This window comes from Ruegeria sp. AE4, assembly GCF_056542185.1.
In genome coordinates, this window is record NZ_JBQFZK010000001.1 from 523,191 (window position 1) to 545,114 (window position 21,924).

The 21,924-nt window shown below is 56.6% G+C and carries 25 protein-coding genes and 1 tRNA gene; 10 read left to right on the top strand and 16 right to left on the bottom strand.

Annotation, left to right across the window (positions count from 1 at the left end):
• Nucleotides 1-61: 61 nt before the first annotated feature.
• The 5 genes from tsf to ACR0EK_RS02635 all read right to left on the bottom strand — a co-directional run bounded on the left by tsf (nt 62) and on the right by ACR0EK_RS02635 (nt 3,845).
• Complete coding sequence (tsf, locus tag ACR0EK_RS02615) at nt 62-937, bottom strand: translation elongation factor Ts (protein ID WP_480564795.1); 876 nt, start codon at nt 935-937, stop codon at nt 62-64.
• A 77-nt stretch (nt 938-1,014) separates the two neighbouring features.
• Nucleotides 1,015-1,797, bottom strand: coding sequence for a 30S ribosomal protein S2 (gene rpsB, locus ACR0EK_RS02620; RefSeq protein ID WP_209503940.1), 783 nt, complete (start codon nt 1,795-1,797; stop codon nt 1,015-1,017).
• A gap of 166 nt (nt 1,798-1,963) precedes the next feature.
• Nucleotides 1,964-2,839, bottom strand: a complete 876-nt coding sequence (gene olsA, locus ACR0EK_RS02625; RefSeq protein WP_480485654.1) for a lyso-ornithine lipid O-acyltransferase — start codon at nt 2,837-2,839, stop codon at nt 1,964-1,966.
• On the bottom strand, nt 2,805-3,560 hold the full coding sequence (gene olsB / locus ACR0EK_RS02630) for an L-ornithine N(alpha)-acyltransferase (RefSeq protein ID WP_480537858.1): 756 nt from the start codon (nt 3,558-3,560) through the stop codon (nt 2,805-2,807). Before olsB ends, olsA begins: the two co-directional genes overlap by 35 nt.
• 102 nt (nt 3,561-3,662) lie before the next feature.
• Nucleotides 3,663-3,845, bottom strand: coding sequence for a DUF3553 domain-containing protein (locus ACR0EK_RS02635; RefSeq protein ID WP_267364751.1), 183 nt, complete (start codon nt 3,843-3,845; stop codon nt 3,663-3,665).
• 42 nt (nt 3,846-3,887) lie between these two features.
• Here ACR0EK_RS02635 and ACR0EK_RS02640 point away from each other — a divergent pair, with 42 nt between their 5' ends.
• Nucleotides 3,888-4,484 carry a histidine phosphotransferase family protein gene (locus ACR0EK_RS02640; protein WP_480537855.1) on the top strand — a complete coding sequence of 199 codons (597 nt, stop codon included), beginning with the start codon at nt 3,888-3,890 and terminating at the stop codon, nt 4,482-4,484.
• On the opposite strand, the gene ACR0EK_RS02645 is transcribed toward ACR0EK_RS02640, so the two are convergent.
• The 9 genes from ACR0EK_RS02645 to ACR0EK_RS02685 form a co-directional block, all read right to left on the bottom strand.
• On the bottom strand, nt 4,481-5,743 hold the full coding sequence (locus tag ACR0EK_RS02645) for a glutamate-5-semialdehyde dehydrogenase (RefSeq protein WP_480537853.1): 1,263 nt from the start codon (nt 5,741-5,743) through the stop codon (nt 4,481-4,483). The genes ACR0EK_RS02640 and ACR0EK_RS02645 overlap by 4 nt on opposite strands.
• A gap of 32 nt (nt 5,744-5,775) precedes the next feature.
• Entirely contained in the window at nt 5,776-6,882 is a 1,107-nt protein-coding gene (gene proB / locus ACR0EK_RS02650; RefSeq protein ID WP_480564798.1) for a glutamate 5-kinase, read from the bottom strand.
• Nucleotides 6,870-7,904, bottom strand: coding sequence for a GTPase ObgE (gene obgE / locus ACR0EK_RS02655; protein ID WP_209596239.1), 1,035 nt, complete (start codon nt 7,902-7,904; stop codon nt 6,870-6,872). The genes proB and obgE overlap by 13 nt, the downstream gene beginning before the upstream one ends.
• Before the next feature lie 37 nt (nt 7,905-7,941).
• A complete protein-coding gene (locus ACR0EK_RS02660; protein ID WP_480472732.1) occupies nt 7,942-8,478 on the bottom strand; it encodes a GNAT family N-acetyltransferase in 537 nt (178 codons plus the stop codon).
• Nucleotides 8,475-9,083: a LysE family translocator gene (locus ACR0EK_RS02665; RefSeq protein WP_480480966.1), complete on the bottom strand. Its 609-nt coding sequence runs from the start codon at nt 9,081-9,083 to the stop codon at nt 8,475-8,477. The genes ACR0EK_RS02660 and ACR0EK_RS02665 overlap by 4 nt, the downstream gene beginning before the upstream one ends.
• A 96-nt stretch (nt 9,084-9,179) precedes the next feature.
• On the bottom strand, nt 9,180-9,449 hold the full coding sequence (gene rpmA / locus ACR0EK_RS02670) for a 50S ribosomal protein L27 (protein WP_050602452.1): 270 nt from the start codon (nt 9,447-9,449) through the stop codon (nt 9,180-9,182).
• A gap of 11 nt (nt 9,450-9,460) precedes the next feature.
• A complete protein-coding gene (locus tag ACR0EK_RS02675; RefSeq protein WP_480480969.1) occupies nt 9,461-10,072 on the bottom strand; it encodes a 50S ribosomal protein L21 in 612 nt (203 codons plus the stop codon).
• 220 nt (nt 10,073-10,292) lie between these two features.
• Nucleotides 10,293-11,096: a DUF2059 domain-containing protein gene (locus ACR0EK_RS02680; RefSeq protein WP_480564801.1), complete on the bottom strand. Its 804-nt coding sequence runs from the start codon at nt 11,094-11,096 to the stop codon at nt 10,293-10,295.
• Nucleotides 11,096-11,938 carry a DUF2059 domain-containing protein gene (locus tag ACR0EK_RS02685; RefSeq protein WP_480545580.1) on the bottom strand — a complete coding sequence of 281 codons (843 nt, stop codon included), beginning with the start codon at nt 11,936-11,938 and terminating at the stop codon, nt 11,096-11,098. Before ACR0EK_RS02685 ends, ACR0EK_RS02680 begins: the two co-directional genes overlap by 1 nt.
• A 123-nt stretch (nt 11,939-12,061) precedes the next feature.
• Here ACR0EK_RS02685 and ACR0EK_RS02690 point away from each other — a divergent pair.
• From ACR0EK_RS02690 to ACR0EK_RS02730, 9 genes are all read left to right on the top strand, one after another.
• Nucleotides 12,062-12,151 (top strand) — tRNA-Ser (locus ACR0EK_RS02690).
• Nucleotides 12,152-12,399: 248 nt separating this feature from the next.
• Nucleotides 12,400-12,954: a hypothetical protein gene (locus ACR0EK_RS02695; RefSeq protein WP_480545581.1), complete on the top strand. Its 555-nt coding sequence runs from the start codon at nt 12,400-12,402 to the stop codon at nt 12,952-12,954.
• 209 nt (nt 12,955-13,163) lie between these two features.
• Complete coding sequence (locus ACR0EK_RS02700; RefSeq protein ID WP_480564804.1) at nt 13,164-14,192, top strand: alcohol dehydrogenase catalytic domain-containing protein; 1,029 nt, start codon at nt 13,164-13,166, stop codon at nt 14,190-14,192.
• 75 nt (nt 14,193-14,267) lie between these two features.
• Nucleotides 14,268-15,143: a branched-chain amino acid ABC transporter permease gene (locus ACR0EK_RS02705; RefSeq protein ID WP_480564807.1), complete on the top strand. Its 876-nt coding sequence runs from the start codon at nt 14,268-14,270 to the stop codon at nt 15,141-15,143.
• 3 nt (nt 15,144-15,146) lie between these two features.
• Entirely contained in the window at nt 15,147-16,244 is a 1,098-nt protein-coding gene (locus ACR0EK_RS02710; protein ID WP_267364860.1) for a branched-chain amino acid ABC transporter permease, read from the top strand.
• Nucleotides 16,241-17,005 carry an ABC transporter ATP-binding protein gene (locus tag ACR0EK_RS02715; RefSeq protein ID WP_480480983.1) on the top strand — a complete coding sequence of 255 codons (765 nt, stop codon included), beginning with the start codon at nt 16,241-16,243 and terminating at the stop codon, nt 17,003-17,005. Before ACR0EK_RS02710 ends, ACR0EK_RS02715 begins: the two co-directional genes overlap by 4 nt.
• Complete coding sequence (locus tag ACR0EK_RS02720; protein ID WP_480558414.1) at nt 17,002-17,775, top strand: ABC transporter ATP-binding protein; 774 nt, start codon at nt 17,002-17,004, stop codon at nt 17,773-17,775. Before ACR0EK_RS02715 ends, ACR0EK_RS02720 begins: the two co-directional genes overlap by 4 nt.
• Before the next feature lie 5 nt (nt 17,776-17,780).
• The gene (locus ACR0EK_RS02725; protein WP_480558416.1) at nt 17,781-19,667 is read left to right on the top strand and encodes an AMP-dependent synthetase/ligase; all 1,887 of its coding nucleotides are present in this window, start codon (nt 17,781-17,783) and stop codon (nt 19,665-19,667) included.
• Nucleotides 19,668-19,692: 25 nt separating this feature from the next.
• Nucleotides 19,693-20,853: an ABC transporter substrate-binding protein gene (locus ACR0EK_RS02730; protein ID WP_480564810.1), complete on the top strand. Its 1,161-nt coding sequence runs from the start codon at nt 19,693-19,695 to the stop codon at nt 20,851-20,853.
• A 68-nt stretch (nt 20,854-20,921) separates the two neighbouring features.
• Here ACR0EK_RS02730 and rpsI read toward each other — a convergent pair whose 3' ends face one another.
• Together rpsI and rplM are read right to left on the bottom strand one after the other, a co-directional pair.
• Entirely contained in the window at nt 20,922-21,407 is a 486-nt protein-coding gene (rpsI, locus tag ACR0EK_RS02735) for a 30S ribosomal protein S9 (protein WP_209503959.1), read from the bottom strand.
• A 6-nt stretch (nt 21,408-21,413) separates the two neighbouring features.
• Nucleotides 21,414-21,872: a 50S ribosomal protein L13 gene (rplM, locus tag ACR0EK_RS02740; protein WP_209503960.1), complete on the bottom strand. Its 459-nt coding sequence runs from the start codon at nt 21,870-21,872 to the stop codon at nt 21,414-21,416.
• Nucleotides 21,873-21,924: the final 52 nt, after the last annotated feature.

Sequence of the window (21,924 nt, forward strand, 5' to 3'; positions counted from 1 at the left end):
AGGGCTACGCGACGCGTAACCCTTTCACTTTGTTCAGCAAGGCCCCTGTCGGAGCCTTTCTTTAGCCCTGAGCGGCTTTTGCGACTTCGGCAGCGAAGTCTTCTTTTTCCACAACGATGCCTTCGCCGACTTCCAGGCGAACAAAGCCGGTGATGGTTGCGCCGGCTTCTTTTGCAGCGGCTTCAACGGTCAGATCAGGGTTCACAACGAATTGCTGGCTCAGCAATGTCGATTCGGCGACGAATTTCTTCATGCGACCTTCGATCATCTTTTCGATCACCTGCTCCGGCTTGCCGGATTCGCGGGCGATGTCCATCTGAACCTGCTTTTCTTTCTCGACAATTGCCGGGTCCATGTCGGCCTCAGACAGGGCGGCCGGGTTCACAGCGGCGATGTGCATCGCAACCTGCTTGCCGATAGCTTCATCACCACCCGACAGTGCAACCAGCACACCGATTTTGCCCATGCCGTTGGTCGCAGCGTTGTGCACATAAGACACAACAGTGTCGCCCGACAGTTTGGCCATGCGGCGCACTGACATATTTTCGCCAATAGTGGCGATCTTGTCGGTCAGGGTGTCGGCAACGCTTTTGCCGCCCAGATCAGCGGTCAGTAGCGCTTCGATGTTGTCCACACCTTCAGCCGCGTTTGCAATTTTGCTGACCATTTCCTGGAATTCAGCGTTTTTCGCAACGAAATCGGTTTCCGAGTTCACTTCGACAGCAACACCGTTGCCACCGTTGACGTGAACAGCAACCAGACCTTCTGCTGCGGTACGGCCTGATTTCTTGGCCGCTTTGGCTAGGCCTTTGGTACGCAGCCAGTCAACGGCGTCGTCCATGTTGCCGCCGGTTTCGGTCAGCGCTTTTTTTGCGTCCATCATGCCTGCGCCGGTCGAGTCGCGCAGTTCTTTAACCATTGCTGCTGTGATTGCCATCTTTTGGCTCTCCTCAATTCAAACGGAATTGGGGCAGGTCATACCCTGCCCCATATGTCATTTACGTGACGGGCAGCTTACGCTTCGGCAGGGGCTTCTGCGGCTTCTTCCGCAAGAGCTTCTTCAACCGGAGCTTCTTCGAATGCGCCCAGATCAACGCCTGCTGCGCCCATCTGCGCGGTCATACCGTCCAGAGCGGCGCGTGCGGCCAGATCACAGTACAGAGCGATTGCGCGTGCCGCGTCGTCGTTGCCGGGAATGATGTAGTCAACGCCATCGGGCGAGCAGTTGGTGTCGACTACAGCCACAACCGGGATACCCAGTTTGTTGGCTTCTGCGATGGCCAGTGCTTCTTTCTTGACGTCGATGACGAACAGCAGGTCCGGAACGCCGCCCATTTCGCGGATACCACCCAGCGACGCCTGAAGTTTGCCTTGGTCACGTTCCATGCCCAGACGCTCTTTCTTGGTCAGGCCTTCTGCGCCCGATTCCATGGCTTCGTCGATCTGGTTCAGACGGTTGATCGACTGGGAAACGGTTTTCCAGTTGGTCAGCGTGCCGCCCAGCCAGCGGTGGTTCATGTAGTACTGAGCCGACTTTTCAGCCGCTTCAGCGATCGGGCCAGCTGCCTGGCGCTTGGTACCAACGAACAGAATGCGGCCACCTTTTGCGACGGTGTCACGAACAGCCTGCAGAGCCTGATCCAGCATCGGAACGGTCTGGGTCAGGTCCATGATGTGGATGCCATTGCGCGAGCCGTAGATGAACGGGCCCATACGGGGGTTCCAACGCTGTGTCTGGTGACCAAAGTGAACGCCAGCTTCCAGCAGCTGACGCATGGTGAACTCGGGAAGAGCCATGCAATTTTCCTTTTCCGGTTTACGCCTGGGCGGGGGTGAAAGAAGCGGACGCTCCAACCGGCGGTCTTGATGAGGATGTCTCCCTCAAAAAGGCCAAACCCCGCCTGCGGGTTTGAATGGCGCGCGTATAAGGCAGGTTTGCGCGCTACGCAAGGGCCAATCGCCCCTATTTTTCAAGCTGCGCCAATGCGTGCGCATGCCTGACGGCGTCTTCACAATGGGCGGCCAGAGCCTTGCGGTTTTCAAAGTCGCTGACCCGCGCTGGCGCATGATATATTAGTTCAACAGTTCCTTGCCGACGTGCGCCAAGGGTCTTCAGCAAATGCGGCCCGAACTCCATATCCCCCCACCAGCCATAAAAGCGTTTTGGCTGGCCTTTGGGCGCGTGAAACACCACAGAAACGGGTTGGATATACATGAAATCACGCAACTCATCTGCAAAGAACGCGGCGAAAAGCGTTGTTTTGAAAGGTAAAATGCGAAGCCCGTCGGTTGAGGTGCCTTCGGGGAAAAACAACAGTTTGTGACCCACTTTCAGGCGGGTTTCAAACAGCTTGGTTTGTTCCTTGGCTTTCTTGCGATCCCGTTCGATGAACAGCGTCCCGGTCGCACGGGCCAGCCAGCCGATACCGGGCCATTTGGCAACTTCTGCCTTGGAGACAAAATAGACCCGCTTGCGCGCGTTCAGAGCAAAGATATCCAGCCAGGACGTGTGGTTTGCCACCACCGCCCCCCTCTCTTTCATCAGCGCGCCTGATGTGCGGAACCCGATGCCAAGAATTCGAAACGCGTTGCGGCAGACAAACTGTGTGATGAACGGCGTCACAGGTCGCCGGACGCCGAAAATCGGATACTCGATCAGACGAACGGCCAGAAGGATGATCAGGCCACCAAAGACAAGGGCCGCCAGCGGGACTCCGCGCAGAATGACCAGAACCCATCCGGTAACGCCCAGCTCGATCGGATCGGGCGCGTCTTCACTATTCCAGAGCGGGTCATTCACAGCGTCACGCCCCGCCATAAATTCGACGCTGCCGTTCATTCATGCGCGTCGTGTCGAGGATCAGGCAAACATCCGTTGTGTTGAAGGTGTGGTCGATAAAGGCGCCCTCGCCCACGAAACCACCCAAGCGCAGGTAGGCTTTGATCAATGCTGGCACCTGAACCATGGCGGCGCGGCGGTCCAAAGCTTCTGGTTTCACAAGGTCCATCGACTGAAAAACATCGGGCTGCGCCCGTACGCGCAACTCTGGCGGAGCCAGATGGTTGTGGTGAAGCATCGACAAGGGCTGTGCCAATGTGGTCACGTCTGTTCCGTGAAAACTCGCAACGCCGAACAGCACCTCAATGTCACGTTCCGCTACATAAGCGGCCAAACCGTTCCACAGGTGGTACATTGCCGTACCCCCACGGTAGTCGGGGTGCAGGCACGACCGTCCCAACTCCAGCAGTTTGCGCCCACTGTTCTTGAGTACGGTCAGGTCATACTCGTCTTCAGAATAGAATTGCCCCAGTTCCGCGGCACGTTCGTCCGGTAACATCCTGTAGACGCCAATAATTTCGCCGGTGTGATCATCATAGGCCAACATATGATCGAAATACGGGTCGAAACGGTCTTTCTCGAGGCCAGCATCGTGATCGACCATCTCTCCGCCGCCCCCCAACTCACGCACGAAGACATCATAGCGCAGGCGTTGAGCTGCTTGCAGGTCGGCTTCGGTCTCGGCCAGTTTTACAGTGAAAGAAGGGCCAGTATCCGGCATATGGGGCGATCCGTGTTCTTTTGGCTGCTGATACCGCAGTTTTTCAGCCAAAGGCAACAAGCCCCGCTTCGGTCAGCGTTGTTAACCTTTCCTAAACCACTTTCACAGATCAAAGACCGGCATCAGGGCGATGCGCGTTCCGTCGATCACCACTTTTCCCTGCTCGCGAAAGTTTACGGTGATCTTGCCTGCAATGTTGGACTGAACCTGTCCGACGCCCCATTCGGGAAAATCCGGGTGGCGGACAAACATGCCCGGTGCAAGTATAGCATTCATGTCTGTCATAGGGGCCTCCGGGACGTGCGGCAGATACAGTCGGAGGTACGCATGGGCGAGAGCAACGTCAACCTGGCCGAATTGATCGGTTCGCGGATTTGCCATGATCTGATCAGCCCGATCGGGGCGATCACCAACGGGCTTGAGCTGTTGGATATGGTGGGCGCCGTACAGGGCCCCGAGATGGAACTGATCTCGGGCAGTGTCGGAAGTGCCGGGGCACGTATTCGCTTTTTCCGCGTTGCCTTTGGCTCGGCCAGTGATCAGCCGCTTGGTCGGACCGAAGTAACCGAACTGCTGAAAGATATCGAGCGTGCCGGGCGGATACGGGTCAACTGGAACCTGACCGGGCCAGTGCCGCGTAATCAGGTCAAACTGGCCTTTCTGGCGCTTATGTGCTGCGAAAGTGCCATGCCGCTGGGCGGCGCAGTCGAAATCGTCAATCAGGGCAACAATTGGATAGTGACCGGGGTTGCAGACCGGTTGAATGTCGATGGTGATCTTTGGAAGAACGTCGTGACAGGTCGGTTTCCCACCAAGATCACGCCCGCGCACGTTCAGTTCGCGTTGCTGCCTGAAACGGCAGCTGCGATGGGTCGGCGGATTGCCGTTGAAACCTCGGCAACCCGCGTGTCACTTCGGTTTTAAGCCCGGATCGTTCCGTTCCCGCGCACGAGATATTTGAAACTGGTCAATTGCGCCGCCCCAACCGGTCCGCGCGCGTGCATCTTGCCCGTCGCGATTCCGATTTCTGCCCCCATGCCAAACTCGCCACCATCCGCAAACTGAGTCGAGGCATTGTGCATCAGGATTGCGCTGTCCAGACGCTCAAAGAAACGGGCCGCTGCTGCGTCATCCTCGGTCATGATGCAATCGGTGTGGTTCGAGCCGTATTGCTGAATATGAGCAATCGCGGCATCAATATCGGCAACGGGCTTCGCCGCGATCACGCTGTCGAGGAACTCTTTTCCCCAGTCTTCCGCCGTAGCAGCAACTGTACCCTCCCCAGCGAGGACACCGTCGGCGTGAACCTCGACGCCTGACTGGACCAGTGCCGCAACCACGTCACGCCCCAGTGTGTCGGCGATATCCTGATGAACCAGCAAGCATTCAGCGGCTCCGCAAATACCAGTGCGGCGAGTCTTGGCATTCAGTACCACTTCCAGCGTTTTCTGCGGATCAGCAGCCTTGTCGATGTAAATGTGCACGATGCCTTCGAGATGGGCAAAGACCGGCACACGGGCCTCTCGTTGTACAAGGCCCACCAGTCCCTTGCCTCCGCGTGGAACGATGACGTCGACATAGTCGGTCAGCGTCAGCAGCTCCTGCACCGCGGCGCGGTCGCGTGTGGGCACAAGTTGAATGGCGTCTTCAGGCAGGTTCGCGGCCTTCAGCCCTTCGACCAGACAGGCATGGATCGCGGTTGAGGAATGAAAGCTTTCGGATCCGCCACGCAGGATTACCGCATTGCCCGATTTCAGGCACAGCGCCCCGGCATCCGCAGTCACGTTGGGTCGGCTTTCGTAGATCACGCCAATAACCCCCAACGGTGTCCGGACGCGCTGGATGTTAAGGCCCGTGGGCATATTCCACTCAGACAGAACCTCACCCACCGGGTCGGCCTGCTCCGCGACGGTTCTCAGCCCGTCCACCATGCCCTGAACACGCGCCTCATCAAGCATCAGGCGATCCATCATTGCGGGGCTCAGACCCTTGTCGCGGCCGAATTCCAGATCTTTTTGATTGGCTTCGATGATCCGTGCCCGATTGGCCCAAACCGCATCTGCGGCTGCAATCAGCGCTGCGTGCTTTCTTTCAGCTGTTGCGAAAGCCAGTTCACGCGAAGCGGCTTTGGCACGTTTCCCAAGATCTTCCATCAGAGCAGGAATGCTGTCGAAGTCTTTCATATCGCGTGCCTTTCAGATCATCTTATTGAAAGTTAAAGGGCGAGGTCGTCCCGGTGGATGAGGGCTGCGCGGCCGGGATAGCCCAGCGTCGCTTCAATCTCAGAAGACTTACGCCCCTTGATCGCATCGGCTTCCTGCGCCGTATACCGGCTTATCCCCTGAGCCAGACGGCGGGATTCCAGATCAAGGACGGCGACAGGATCGCCGCGACCGAAATCTCCGGTCACTTCCACAATCCCGGCAGGGAGCAGGCTTTTGCCATTGGCCAGTGCCTTGGCCGCCCCCTCGTCCACTGTGATCTCACCCCGAGGTTTCATTGCCGAAATCCAGCGTTTGCGGGCTGCATGTGGATCCAATGTCGCAGTAAACCATGTGGAATTGGCACCGTTTTCTAGCATTTTCAAAGGGTTCAGAACCGACCCTTCAGTAATTGCCATGGCGCAACCACCAGCGGTTGCCATCTTGGCCGCCAACAGCTTTGTCTTCATCCCACCTTTGGATAGGCCCGATCCCGCATCACCAGCCATGGCTTCAATCTCGGGTGTGATCCTGTCGATTGTCTCGAAGCGCGTCGCGGAGGAATCTTCTTTTGGATTACCGGAATAGAAACCATCCACATCCGACAGCAGAATCAGTTGGTCGGCCCCTACTGTCACGGCGATTTGCGCGGCCAGGCGGTCATTGTCGCCATAACGGATTTCGTCCGTTGCAACCGTGTCGTTTTCATTGACGATCGGTACGACGCCTAACCCCAGCAGAGTTTCCAAGGTCGCGCGCGAGTTCAGATACCTGCGGCGATCTTCGCTGTCTTCAAGCGTCACCAGAACCTGCGCTGTAGTGATCCCATGGGGTGCCAACGCCTCTTCGTAGGCGCGTGCAAGCCGGATTTGCCCAACCGCAGCAGCAGCCTGCGACTGTTCCAAAGGCAGTGCCGCCATCGGCAGGCCCAATACTCCGCGGCCAAGTGCAATCGAACCGGATGAAACAAGGATCACATCTTTCCCCTGCCCCTTGAGCCAGGAAACATCTTGCGCCAACGACAGCAGCCAGTCAGACCGCAGCAGGCCAGTGTCGCGATCAACCAGCAAAGCCGACCCGATTTTTACCACCAGACGGCGTGCCGAGGTCAGGGTTGCCAAGGCTGTGCCTCCTCAGCGGGTTTCTGACGCACACGGTTGTCGTCAATCTGGCTGCGCAGCGCCCGCAGAACTTCGGTTACACCCAGATGCGCCACACCGGACATCGTCATGACGGGGCCGCCCACGGCCTCCTCAAGCTCTGCGACGGCAAGGGCACGTTCTTCGTCATCCAGCGCGTCGATCTTGTTCAGAACAGTGATCCGGGGCTTTTCAGCCAGCTCGCCGCCATAGGCTTCCAACTCGTGAATGATCGTGCGGTAATCATCGGCGACCGTCGCAGAGGTGCCGTCGACCAGATGCAACAACACGGCACAGCGTTCCACGTGACCCAGAAAACGGTCACCAATGCCACGGCCTTCATGAGCACCTTCGATCAGGCCCGGGATATCGGCCACAACAAATTCGACGTTGTCCACGCCGACAACGCCAAGATTGGGGTGCAGCGTGGTAAACGGATAGTCGGCAATCTTGGGCCGCGCATTCGACGTGGCCGCCAGAAAGGTCGACTTGCCTGCATTCGGCATACCCAAAAGACCCACATCGGCGATCAGCTTGAGCCGCAGCCAGATTGTGCGGTCAATCCCCGCCTGCCCCGAATTGGCGCGGCGCGGGGCCTGATTTGTGGCAGATTTGAAATGCAGGTTGCCAAACCCGCCATTGCCGCCCTTGGCCAGCAGAACACGTTGCCCGACTTCGGTCAGGTCGCAGATGACGGTTTCTTCGTCTTCGTCCAGGATTTCAGTGCCAACCGGCACACGCAGAACGATATCGTCCCCATCCTTGCCGGTGCGTTGCTGCCCCCGGCCCGGTTGCCCGTTTTTGGCGAAGAAGTGCTGCTGATAGCGGAAGTCGATCAGGGTGTTTAGCCCATCCACAACTTCGGCCCAGACAGACCCGCCTTTGCCGCCGTCCCCGCCATCGGGGCCGCCGTATTCTATAAACTTTTCGCGTCTGAAGCTGACGCAGCCGCTACCGCCGGCCCCGGACCGGATGTAGACCTTTGCGAGATCGAGAAATTTCATGTGTGTCCCCTACTGCAAAGGCCCCATCGGCCACAAGTCAGAGTTTTTTACTGTAAGTCCAGGTGGGCACATTCGCATCGCGTGCCACCGAATAGCTTTCCGCATCGCCCAGATACTGGAACCCACAATGGGTCAGGACCCGGGCCGAGGCCGGATTATCCTGAAACACACTGGCGAACATCGTCGCGTTCTCCAGCGGGTTGGCGTTAACAAGTGCTTCGACAGCCATCGAGGCAATGCCCGTGTTCCAATAGATCGGCGCGACCCAATAGCCGACTTCGGACTGATTCCGGTCAAGTCGTTTCAGCGAAATCACACCGATCAGTTCCGGACCTCCGTCCTTGGTGGCATCCATGACCCAGACGTCTTCATCCCGGTTGTCGGCCATCGAACGGGTTACAAAGGCTTCGATCGATCCGGGGGCCAGTGGATGTGCGATACTGGTGGTCATCCGCGCCACGCGCTCATCACCTGCATAATGCTCGATAAGGCCCATGTCCGACCGGCGCAGGGGGCGCAGATCGAACCGCTCGGTTTCAATGACCGGCTGATTTATTATTGTCTCAAGCTTCATTGGTGTGTTCCTCCTCCGAACAACACGAATAGTACGGACGCGACCGTAAGACCCGCCAACGTCCACATCAGATATTTTTCCGCCGGGCGACCTTCAACCGCATGCGCGATTCTATCCCCCGCAAAAGTCCAGATCGGGTGCAAAACAATCTGGCAGATCAACAAACTAAGAGCGATCGTGAGCGTTGCATCAAAGCTGGACGTCCCCGCCGCGACAAAGCCCGTAAAACCTGCAACAATCATGGCCCAGGCTTTTGGATTCAGCGGATGCACGATCAACCCTGCCCAGAATCCCGGAACATCACCAACCGCAGTTTCGCGCGACAGTCGCAAATTCGCGATCTTCCACGCCAGCCAGCAAATATATGCAGCCGAAGCATATTTCAGCGCCGCAAAGACCGTCGGAACCTGTTCCGCCAGTTCCAGCAGACCAAAGCCCACGGGCCAGATAATCAGCTGCTTACCAAGCACGACACCGGCCACAAAAGGCAATGCGGCCCGAAACCCATAGCGCGCACCAGTTCCCAGCAGGACCATGTTGGCCGGCCCTGGCGTGCCGACCTGAGAGGCGGCAAATATCAGGAAACTGGTGGTTGCGACTGTCATTGGTTCTTTCGATCACGACTGCGTTAAAACGAGAAAGGGGACCGGCACTTTGTGCCGGTCCCCCATGAATTTTTCTTAAACCTTCTGGGTCTCGGCTTACTCTGCGGCCTCCGCCACTGGCAGGACCGAAATAAAGGTGCGGTTTTTTAGTCCCTTGTGGAACTTCACGGCGCCATCGACAGTTGCAAAGATGGTGTGATCTTTGCCAATGCCTACGCCTTCGCCCGGCCAGAACTTGGTGCCGCGCTGACGCACGATGATGTTGCCTGCGATAGCGGCCTGGCCACCATACAGTTTTACGCCAAGGCGACGACCAGCTGAGTCGCGACCGTTACGGGAGGAACCGCCAGCTTTTTTATGTGCCATTCTCTCTCTCCTTAGCCTTTAGCCAATTCTTTGGCTTGCTCAACCCATTCGGGTTTCACTTTGACCGTTTCGATAGCAGCAATCTGCTCATCCGACAAGGCGGCCAGAGCGGCAAAGCTCTCGATACCGGCCTCAACCAGCTTCTTGGCGGCGGCAGGGCCGACACCGTTCAGTTGGGTCAGATCGTCAGCAGCGGCAGCAGCGGGTGCTTCAGCCTTGGCTTCGGCTTTCTTGGCAGGCTTTGCAGCGGGTGCCGCTTCGCCAGCCGGAGCGGAACCGGTTGCAGCTTTGATGCCCGATTTGTCGGCGCCCGACGCCAGAATGTCGGTGATTTTGACCAGTGTCAGTTTCTGACGGTGGCCAACGGTACGCTTCGAGCTGTGCTTACGACGGCGTTTGACGAACTTGATGACCTTGTCACCTTTGATCTGTTCGATCACTTCGGCCTGAACGCCTGCGCCTGCAACGAAAGGTGCGCCAACAACCGGAGCGTCACCGCCCAGCATCAGAACATCGTTGAATTGAACTTTTTCACCTGCGTCGGCAGCCAGCTTTTCAACGCGGAGGATATCGCCCGCCTGAACCTTGTACTGCTTGCCGCCAGTCTTGAGGACCGCAAACATGCGTTTTTCCTTTTCTAACCCGCGTTCTGTGGTCCCCTTTGCGGGTGTTTTGGCCCCAAGAAACTTGAATGCCACCTCGAACAGCGCGCCCTTTTCGGGCTGTGTGAATGACCCCTGACAACGTCATGCAGGCCAAATAATAACGATACCCGGCGCGGAAAACCGGCCGGGATGCGCGCTTATCCATAGAATGCAGGTAAAAGTCAACACCAAAGCGGCGTTAAAGATCGGACGCCCTCAGCGCCTGTGCAACCGCCTGCCCCAGGCGATAGGAAATATCATTGAACATGCGGTCAAAGCCGTCAAACACGGCGTCATTCAGGGCCCGTCCCGTTTCGGTTCTTGAAAACGCGATATTTTCGCGCATCTGAGCCTCATCCAACGGGCGGTAGGCCATAAGAAGAAACGAGAAAAGCCACTCTTCGGTGTCCTCGCTCCGACTGTCCTTCTGCAACAAAAGCTCGGCCAGCAGTTCCTGATCGTCGGTCCGCGCATCAACATCAAGACCCCGAAAGAAGCTGTAGTCTGACGTCAATGCCCCCTGAACATTCTTTTCAATCAGGTTATTTGCCTCGATATATTCCTTGACCAAAGCAAACTGAGCGGTGCTGCGTTCTGCGGATTTGTAGGATTCTCGGGCCATGTCTTCGATTGCCTGATCCGACATGGCGCGCCGGGCCGAGTTTTCCAGTGTTACGATGGTCTGGCCAAGATCGCTTTCAAAAAACAAGATGGCCTGATCAAGCTGAACATCGGACATACCTTCTTTGAAGGCGTCCGTCAGATGTTCCCGCATCCAAAGGGGATCGTAGATACGATTGACCTGCGACTCGAAAAAAGCGCCACCCTTGTTGTCCAAAAAAGTATCGTCAAGAGTCTCGCGGTGGCCCTGCCCCTCGTGAACAAGGATTTCCATCACCTGTGTCAGACGCATGGCTTTTGCCAATCGATCGACTTTTCCATCGGCATAAAGCGGCAGTGCCCAACACAAGGCGACCACAAATGCCAGAATAGCGCGCTGCATCAAATGTCCTGTGCCGGGTGCAATTCGGCCATCCGCGCGGCCAGAACCTCGAACCTCATGGCCATGATCTCATATTGGATGGCGTTCAACAGCTCGTAGACTTCCTGCATCAGCGGCTGTTCCAGCGCGTCAACATATGTATCGACATCAGCGTCGGAAAAACCCTGATAGGTGTAAGCAGCGCCCGCCAGATTGGACAATTGCAGTGACTGACGCATTGCCGGTTCATTTTGCTTCATCAATTCACGCAGTTCATCCCCGTCCAGCTGTAGCTCGATGACTCCCGATGCGCTGGCCGCCAGCAGGAAGCGCACCTGAATTTCCTGCAAGGCACGCAACGCCGTACCTGTGGAATCGATCGCGGCGTTCATGCGTTTAAAACTTTCGACCCGTTTCGACCCGTTCTTGATCAGATCAGAAATGATCCTTTGGCCTGCCAATTGCTTGACGTCATCGTCTTCTTGCATGTGTGAGGCATTTTCGGCCACGACCAGACGTTGACCAAGGTTAGACGCGTAAAACTCGACAGCGTGTGCCAGGGCCTCGTCACTTAGGGTCTGTTCCAGAATGGAAACTGCGGTGTCGTGCATTGCACCGACTTCAAAAACCTCGTCCGTCAAACGGGTCCAGTCCGAGCCGAAACCCTCTGGGTCAACACCCAACATCTGCGGCGCGGACCGTGAGCTCAGGGCGATGCTTTCAAGAGCTACGTCAAAACCGGTCGTCGTCAAAAAAGCCTCAATCCGATCCCGGTTCGCCGCAGAAAGCTCCAAAGGAACCAGAACAAGTGCCAGAAACGGGGCGAGAAACCAAAAGGCGATGCGGTGTGCAAACTGTGTCATACCTTTCAGAGTAGGTGTTTTGCGCTGGCAGGCAACGGAAAATCCCGGCAATCACGATTTCCGGAATTTTCTGCTTGCGCCCCCGTTCGTTCCTGACTAAATCCCCCCCTCACAGACCCCCGCGGAGAGGTGCCGGAGTGGTCGAACGGGGCGGTCTCGAAAACCGTTGTGGGTGCAAGCCCACCCAGGGTTCGAATCCCTGTCTCTCCGCCACATTCCCAATATCGAAGGCTGTCAGAAAACGTCTTCCGGTCTGATCTGTGTTCTCAACAAATTGCAAGTGATCCGCTGTCAGAAACTGTAGTGGCCTAGGTCACCCGGCGTGTTCTTGCCGTGAAATCGGGTGCAATCAGCGTAGCACGGCCCAAACCTGTATTCTGCTGAGAATTCACAGGAATTCCCCTTTGTATCTCCGCTACATTTAACGCATCCCGGCGACACATTTTCCAAAGGAGACACACATGTCGCGTATTCTTATCCTGATCATCATCGCCGCTGTCGGTGTTGGTGGTTACTACTATCTCAACCAGTCCGAACAAACTCCGGCTGAACAAGTGCAATCCGCAGCGCAGGAGGCGGGCGATGCAGTGGCTGATGCCGCGTCAACCGCTCAGGAAGCTGCGTCTGATGCGCTGGAAGGTGCAACAGAACAGGCCAGCGAGGCAGCTTCATCCTTGACCGAACAGGCGCAGGAAGCCGCATCGTCGGTTGCCGACCAAGCCAGTGAGGCAGCTTCGTCTGTTGCGGAACAAGCATCCGAGGCAGCACAGCAAGCCGGTGATCAGGTGGCGGCGCTGGCGGGTCAGGGACAGGAATTGCTGAGCTCCTGGATTCAGGAAGGCAAGCTGGACCCCACCAATTTCGACTATGAAGGTATCATGAGCTCGATTCAGGACAGCACATTGGCCACGGATCTGAAAGAACAGGCGATCAAGATTGTAAATGACATTAAAGAGTCGCCTGAAACCATCGCCTTGAAGATTCAGGAACTGACCGCGCTGTTGACGCAGCAGTAACAAAGAAGGGGCCGGTTGCCAGTTTCCGGCCCCTACCCCGCACGCCAATTTTCCAGTCGTGCCCTTACGTTATCGTTTCTCTGAATTGACCCAGTGTTCGGCTTTTGATTGGCTGCCCCGACAACACATCCTCACCCCGAGGTCGCCCGTTGGCAATCTCCTGTTTAAGGGGGTGTGCACATTGAACAAGCCATCTTGAGGACGATCCCATGACTGACCTGCCCCAAACAATGAAAGCTGCCATCCTGAAACACGGCGGGTACTCGGCCACTTCGACCGGACCAGTCATCGAGAATGCGGCTGATTGGCTTGAACCCGCGGAACTGCCCGTTCCCAATCCCGGCCCCGGTCAGGTTTTGATCCGCCTGCGCGCGTCGTCGGTCAATCCGTCCGACCTCCACTTCATCAAGGGTGAATACGGCCAGCCGCGCGTCAAAGGTGCCGCGGCCGGCTTCGAAGGCTGTGGCGACGTCGTTGCAACCGGAAAAGGTGCCGAGGCGCTGAAGGGACAGCGCGTCGCTTTCGTGGCCGCAGGTTCCGGCGCCTGGGCGGAATACATCGTGACGCAGATGCAAATGTGTATTCCCTTGCGTCCGGATATTTCAGATGATGACGGCGCCGCGCAAATCGTCAACCCTCTCACCGCGATGGCGATGGTGGACATGGCAAGGGAAGACGGCGATGCATTTGTGATATCCGCTGCGTCCAGCCAATTGGGAAAACTGATGTGCAGCCTCGGGCGTGATCTGGGGTTGAAACCCATCGCGCTGGTGCGCCGGGCCGAGACAGTCGACACGCTGAAAAGTCTTGGAGCTGCCGAAGTGCTTGTGACGTCCGATCCTGAAATCGTCGAGAAGTTTGCCGCGATAAGCGCCACGCTGAAGCCGCGGGTCTTCCTTGATGCGGTGACGGATCAACTGTCCGAGAAACTGTTCTGCGCCATGCCCAACCGGGCGCGCTGGGTCAGCTACGGCAAACTTTCGACCGAAGCGCCAACGCTTTCCCAGACCGGCCAGCTGATTTTCATGGGCAAACGGATCGAAGGTTTCTGGCTGACGCAATGGATGATGTCGACACCGCCCGCTGACCAAATACGGGTTGTGGCCGAAGTTCAGGCCCGCTTTGCCAATGGTCGCTGGAAAACGGATGTTTCCGAACACCTTACACTCGAAAATCTTGTGTCGAATCTTGCCGATGCGCTGAAAAAGAGTGACGGAAAGGTGATTATCACCCCATAGTAGAACTCACCTGCGTTGCCGGAGGATACACGCGGGCGGAAGAAGACGCTGGAAAACCGGTGGAGGGAGGACAGTGTGGATAATGCGCAGCTGCTGATTAGCGGGCTGGCGAACGGGTGTGTCTACGGCCTGATCGCGCTTGGCTTTGTACTGATCTACAAGGCGACCGAAGCGGTGAACTTTGCGCAGGGCGATTTCATGATGCTGGGCGCATTTGTGACCATCGGCCTGACAAATACCGAATATATGGGGTTGCCGTTCTGGCTCGCTCTGCCTGTTTCATTGGGAATCATGGGGGCGCTTGGTTATCTTCTGGATCGCCTGATCATTCGCCGCCTGTTTGGTGAAAGCCAGACCGCCGTTGTCATACTGACCATTGCTTTGGGCTTTGTGATCCGTTTCATTGCCGGTCTGATCTGGGGGCACGAGCCGCAAACGCTGCAAAACCCGCTTGCGGGCAAAGAAGTGCGTATGGGCGGTCTTGTACTGGGGATGGAAGATGTCGCGATAATCATTGTCACGGTGCTGCTGACATGGTCGCTCTATGTTTTCTTCAGCCGCACCAAACTGGGGCTGGCGATGCAGGGCGCCTCGCAAAACCAGCTGGCAGCTTATTACATGGGCATTCCCGTCAGGCGTGTTCAAGGATGGGTCTGGGCTTTGGCCGGAGGCGTTGCGGGAATTGCCGGAATTCTCTTTGCTACAAAAGGTGCTGTGGATCCGACAACCGGATTGCTGGGTATCAAGGCGTTTGCCGCCGCCGTTATCGGCGGGTTCGGCAGTTTGCCGGGTGCATTGGCCGGAGGGCTGATTGTCGGTGTTATCGAACCCTTCGCCAGCCGGTACATTGCGGCAGGTTACAGCCAGGTCGCGCCATACGCTTTGCTGCTTGCCGTCCTGATCTTCCGACCAAACGGGCTGTTCAGTCAGGTCCGGGTCAAGAAGGTCTGAGCCATGCGGATCGTTTTCAAAACCGACTACATGCAGGATATCCGCCCCTGGAAAGACGGGTTCCAGCTGCGCCTTTATCTGCTTCTACTGTTTGTCGTCGCGGCCGCGCCTTTCGCACTGGACGATTTCTATCTGGGTGAACTGACAAACGTTCTGATCTGGGCCATCGCCGGTCTGGGTCTGATGATCCTGACCGGACATACAGGGCAAGTCAGCCTGGGCCATGCGGCCTTTCTGGCCTTTGGCTGTTACGCCAACGTGGCCCTGATTGAGGCAGGCGTTCCTTTTCTAGTCGCGTTTCCGCTGGCCGGAATTCTGACCGGGATCGCGGGCGTGACCGTCGCAGTCCCTGCGCTGCGGCTTCACGGTATCTACCTGGCGATCTTTACCATGGCGCTGTCCATCCTGATGGATGACATCATCGTTCTGTCCGAGCCGATCACTGGTGGTGTCGCTGGTAAATATATCGGCGGGGTCGAGATCTTTGGCCTTACGGTTGACCGCTGGGGGACGCCTGATCTTTTTTACTGGCTGGTTCTGTTCGTCACCGTTCTGGTCACGTTGGGATATATAAACCTGCTGCGGGCCCCATTGGGTCGCAGCTTCATCGCCGTGCGCGACTCCGAGGTTTCGGCGCAGGCGATGGGTATAGATATCGCGCGAACAAAGATGATTTCATTCGCCCTGTCCTGTGCGGTTACAGGTTGGGCCGGCGCGTTGATGGGTCTGTTTGCTGGTGCGTTTAACAATGAAACCTTCAGCGTCCTGATCTCGATCCAATTGCTGATGATGATTGTTATTGGCGGGCTGGGCTCGATCCATGGCGCGTTTCTGGGTGCAATCGTCATCGGGTTCTTGCCGCAGTTTCTATCGATTTCAAAGGAATATGTCGGCGCGATTATCGGTGGAAACACCGTTGCCATTCCGGGGCTGGAGTTCGGCATCTTTGGCATGATCCTGATCGGCTTCATCCTTTTCGAACCCATGGGCATCTATGGCCGCTGGCTAAAAATCCGCACCTGGTTCGAACTGTTTCCTTTCTATCGCAAGGACATGTTCAAACGGCAGAAATCCTATCTCAAGACGGAGCGTCTGAGATGAGCTTGCTGGAATTTGAAAACGTTACCCTGAAATTTGGTGGTCTGACGGCCGTGGACAATTTGTCCTTCGAGGTTCAGAAGGGCGAAGTTTTTGCCATAGTCGGGCCGAATGGCGCGGGCAAATCGACGGTCTTCAACCTGATCTCGCGCTTTTACGAACCGTTTTCAGGGTCGATTAGGTTTGATGGTCACGATCTGCTTCAGGTCAAACCGTCTGGCGTGGCGGCCTTTGGTGTGGCGAGAACCTTCCAGAACATCGAGCTCTTCGAACACGCAACTGTCCTGCAAAACCTTTTGGTCGGACGACACAGGCATCGGACTACGAACCTGATTTCGGAACTTTTGTTCACCCCTGCAGTTCGACGGCAAGAGCTGGAGAACCGGGAAAAAGTTGAAAAAATCATCGATTTCCTCGACTTGCAGGCCTATCGCGACAAGATGATTTCAGGGCTGCCTTACGGCGTGCGCAAAGTGGTCGAAGTTGCACGTGCCCTGGCGACCGATCCCAAGTTGCTGCTGCTGGATGAACCGGCCTCGGGACTGTCAGTGGAAGAGACGACCGATATGCGTTGGTGGATCGACGATATCCGGCGGCAAATGGGCATTACCGTGCTGATGGTCGAACACGACATGGGATTGGTATCGGGCGTGTCCGACCGGGTCCTGGCCATGGCAGATGGGGCAAAGCTGGCCCTCGGGCCACCGGCAGACGTGCAATCGCACCCGGCCGTGATCGAGGCCTATCTGGGGAAAGCCTCATGAACGCTCCGATCTTGCAAGTCCGCAATATCGAAAGTTTCTATGGCCCAATCATGGCCATTCGGGGCGTTTCGCTGGATGTTCACGAAGGAAAAATCGTGTCGATCCTTGGCGCAAACGGCGCGGGCAAGACCACCTTGATGAAAACCATCTCTGGCGTGATGGACCCGGAAAAGGGAACGATCACCTTTGACGGCGGTGACATTCAGGGCTGGGAACCGCACAAGGTTGTCCAGCGCGGGGTGGTTCACATCCCGGAAGGGCGCGAAGTTTTTCCACTTCTGACGGTTGATGATAACCTGAGCCTCGGCGCCTACACCCGCAAAGACAAAGACCAGATCGAACAGGATCGTGAGCTGGTCTTTCGTTATTTTCCGGTTCTGAAAAGCCGTCGGTCGCAAGAGGCCGGAACCCTTTCGGGTGGGCAGCAACAGATGCTGGCCATAGGGCGCGGATTGATGGCCAGACCTCGTATCATGTTGCTGGATGAGCCGTCATTGGGCCTGTCCCCTCTGCTGGTGCAAGAGATCTTTGGCATTCTCAAACGTCTGAACGAAGAACAGAATATGACGATGTTGCTGGTTGAACAGAATGCCAATGCGGCGCTGGAACTGGCGCATCACGGCTATGTCATGGAGGTGGGTCGCATCGTCATGGACGGGGCCGCGGATGCGCTTTTGCGATCCGAGGATATTCAAAGCTTCTATCTTGGAAAACAAGAAGAAGGCGCGCGCGAAAGCCGCCGCTGGAAGCGGAAAAAGACGTGGAGGTAAAACGGATGGACGCCACGCCCCTCCCCCCTCAGGTCGTGATAAACGGCGTTCAGTTCAACGCAACAGCAGGACAGCGCCCGGTACGAGTTGATGGCTGCATCACCATTGCCGAGTTGTTCCAAAGCCGATGTGCCGAACTGGGCAGCCGAACGGCGCATCGCGAAAAGGACCTGGGTATCTGGAAATCCTATTCCTGGGCCGATTACTGGCAGCATGCCAAATGGATCGGGCTGGCCTTGCGCAAGCTGGGACTGGAACGCGGCGATGTGGTTTCAATCCTGTCCGAAGATCGCAAGGAATGGGCCTGGCTCGACATGGGTATTCAGGGCGTTGGCGGTATCGCTTCCGGCGTCTACACCACGGATTCCGCCAGTCAGTTGCAGTATCTGATCAACGACAGCGGCAGCCGGTTTCTGATTGTCGAGGATGAAGAACATCTGGACAAGTTTCTGGGAATTGAGACCGAGGTTCCCGATCTGATCAAGGTAATCATCCTTGAGGACGAAGGATTGCATGACCTGAACCATCCGCGCTGCATGATGATCGACGAGCTGTTCGCCTTGGGCCACAAGGCCGAGTTGGCCGAGCCCGGGCGCTTCGAAGCGGAAATTGCATTGGCCAAACCGCAGGACACTGCCTTGCTGGTCTATACGTCGGGAACAACGGGTCAGCCGAAAGGCGCAATGCTTAGCCATGAAAATATTCTGGCGGCCATCGAATCCGCGGCACGGGCGCTGCCAGCGCTGCCCAGCGATGAACAGCTGTGTTTCCTGCCTCTGTGTCACATTCTGGAACGTAATGTCTCGGTCTATTTTCCATTGGCGGCCCGCTGCACTGTCAATTTTGCCGAAAGCCCTGAAACTGTTTTTGCAAACCTTCAGGAGGTTTCGCCGACAACCTTCACAGCGGTGCCAAGGGTTTGGGAAAAGATCTACTCACATGTCCAGATCCTAACACAGGAAGCCACGCCTTTGGGGCGGCTGGCATTCGGTTTGGCATTGAAAGCTGGTGCGCGCCGTGCCGGATATCTGAGCGCAGGCCAACCAGTTCCATCCGGCGTCGCCACCAGATTCTGGTTCTGGGATCAGCTGGTTTTGAAAAACCTGCGCCGGATGCTGGGTCTGGACAAACTGCGACGAGGCGGAACAGGTGCCGCCCCAATCTCGACTGATCTGCTGAAATGGTACTGGTCCATCGGCGTGCCGTTGGTGGAAGGGTTCGGGATGACCGAAACTTCGGGCCTTGCCACACTCAACACCACAGACAGTAATAAGATCGGAACCATAGGCAAAGCCGTCGAAGGGTGCGACATCCGTATCTCGGGCGATGGCGAAATCCAACTGAAGGGCCTGAACATTTTTCAGGGATACTGGCGCAACAACGCGAAAACGGCAGAAACCTTTACCGCCGACGGCTGGCTGCGTACCGGAGATATGGGGACATTAGATAAGGATGGCTATGTCACCATCACGGGCCGCCTGAAGGACATTATCATCACCGCAGGTGGTAAGAACATCACCCCAGCCGAGATCGAAAGCCGCCTTAAGTTCAGTCATTATGTCGCGGACGCAATCATCATCGGGGACAGGCGTAAATTTCTGACGGCACTGATCATGATTGATCAGGAAAATGTCGAAAAATACGCGCAGGGCCATAAAATCCCCTTCTCGAATTTTGCCTCGCTATGCGCAGCACCGGAAATCAGGCAGTTGATCAGTTCGGAAATTGCCGCTGTTAATGCAGAATTTGCGCGGGTCGAGCAGATCAAGGATTTCCGTCTGATTGACGTCCTGCTGACCGCTGAAGACGACGAGCTTACAGCCACGATGAAGCTGAAACGCGGATTGGTTGAAAAGAAACACGGGCATCTGATCGAAGATATGTACACTTGACCAAAAGATTAACGGGAGGAAAGAGATGAAGAAATTACTCAACAGGCTGGCGGCTGCATCACTGCTGACAGCATCGGCAACACTTGGTTGGGCGCAAACACAGGGCGTGACCGATGATGAGATTGTCATTGGTTCGGTTAACGACCTGAGCGGGATTTTCGCCGCAGTGGGTGTTCCGGCAACCAAAGGTGCAAATGTTGTCTTTGATCGGGTGAATGCGGCTGGCGGCGTGCACGGGCGCAAAATTCGTTACGTGGTCGAAGACAACGGCTATCAGATGCCGCGAGCCATGCAGGGCTATAACAAACTGCTGAATCGCGACAAAGTATTCGCCATGCTGCAATCGCTTGGCACGCCGATGAACATGGCAGGGTTCAAGCTGTTGGATCCCAAAGGCATTCCCAACGTAGCGCCTCTTACAGCTGCGCGTCAGATGTTGCAGGAACCCATGCGGAACAAGTTCACCTCCTTCTCGACCTATTTCGATCAGGCGCGCGTTGGCGTGAACTATCTGGCAGGCGAGTTTGGCTCAAAGACGGTCTGCACCATGTACCTGCCGACAGATTTTGGTGAGGAAATTCTAGAAGGCAGCAAGGCCGGAGCCGAAGAGGCCGGGATCACTTTTGGATCAGAAACCACCCATAAACCGGATGAAACGGACTTTGTCGGATCGCTGAGCAAGCTCAAGGAAGAGGGTTGCGATATCGTCACCATGGCGCTTGGGGTGCGGCAGGCAATCACCGTCGTGGGCACCGCAAAGAAAATGGGCCTGACTGATATGAAATTTCTCGGCACCTCGGCCAGTTTCCTAACGGTCGTGGCGCAGGTGCCCGGTGGCGTGACTGATGGATTCTACGCGGCAGCTTCGTGGCAGGATCTTTGGGCGCGTGCGGATCAACCTGCCCCGGCCGCATTTATCGAGGAATACAAGGCAGCCACAGGCGAAGATCCGGTCGGATTTGCCATGCTGGGTTATTCGGCGGCTGAAATGATGGTTAAGGCGTTGGAGGCCGCAGGCCCTGATCTGACGCAGGACAGTTTCATCGCAGCGATGGAAACGCTGGATTATCAGGACGATCTGGTTGGCAACCACATCACCTATGGTCCTGAGGATCATCAGGGCGCGGATACTGTGTTCGTCAACGTTGTTGAAAACGGTGCGTGGAAACTCGTTCACGAAGAATGAATCCCTGACCCGCGCAAAGCAAAAGGGCTCGCAAGTGCGAGCCCTTTCTTTTTGGTATTCCCGGCGAATTAACGCTTCGAGAACTGGAACGAACGGCGGGCTTTGCGCTTACCGAATTTCTTACGTTCCACAACGCGGCTGTCGCGGGTCAGGAAGCCAGCGGCTTTCAGTGCGCCACGCAGGTTCGGATCATAGAGTTGCAGCGCTTTCGAGATGCCGTGCTTAACCGCACCGGCCTGACCGGTCAGGCCACCGCCTTTGACGGTTGCAACAACGTCGAATTCACCTTCTACGCCGGCAACCTGGAACGGCTGGCGCAGGATCAGCTGCAGAACGGGGCGTGCAAAATAGACGTCCTGATCTTTGCCGTTCACGGTGACCTTGCCGGAACCCGGCTTGATCCAAACGCGGGCAACAGCGTCTTTACGCTTGCCAGTGGCATAGGAGCGGCCCAGCTCGTCACGTACGGGTTCACGCACGATGACTTCTTCGGCCACGGTTTCAACGCCTGCGACGGCGCTCAGCTCTTCGAGAGTATTGATCTGATCAACCATCGGTCATTAGCTCCGGGTGTTTTTCTTGTTCATGGACTTGACGTCCAGAACTTCGGGGGCCTGGGCCTCGTGCGGGTGCTCGGCACCGGCATAGATACGCAGGTTGGTCATCTGCTGGCGCGACAGGCGGTTGCCTGGCAGCATGCGCTTGACGGCCTGGAAGACCACGCGCTCGGGGTGCGCACCTTCCAAAATCTGCTGTTTGGTGCGCGACTTGATGCCGCCCGGGTGGCCAGTGTGCCAGTAGAAGTTTTCTTCGCGCTTCTTGCCGGTCATCTGGATTTTGTCAGCGTTGATCACGATGACGTTGTCGCCCATGTCCATGTTCGGGGTGAACGACGCTTTGTGCTTGCCACGCAGGCGCATGGCGACGATCGAAGCAAGACGGCCCAGAACAACGCCTTCGGCGTCGATCAGGATCCACTTCTTGTCGATGTCTGCAGGTGTTGCAGAAAAGGTTTTCATGGCAGGATAGTCCTGTTTGATGTGAAAGACCGCCCCAGCGGAGCGGCCCGAA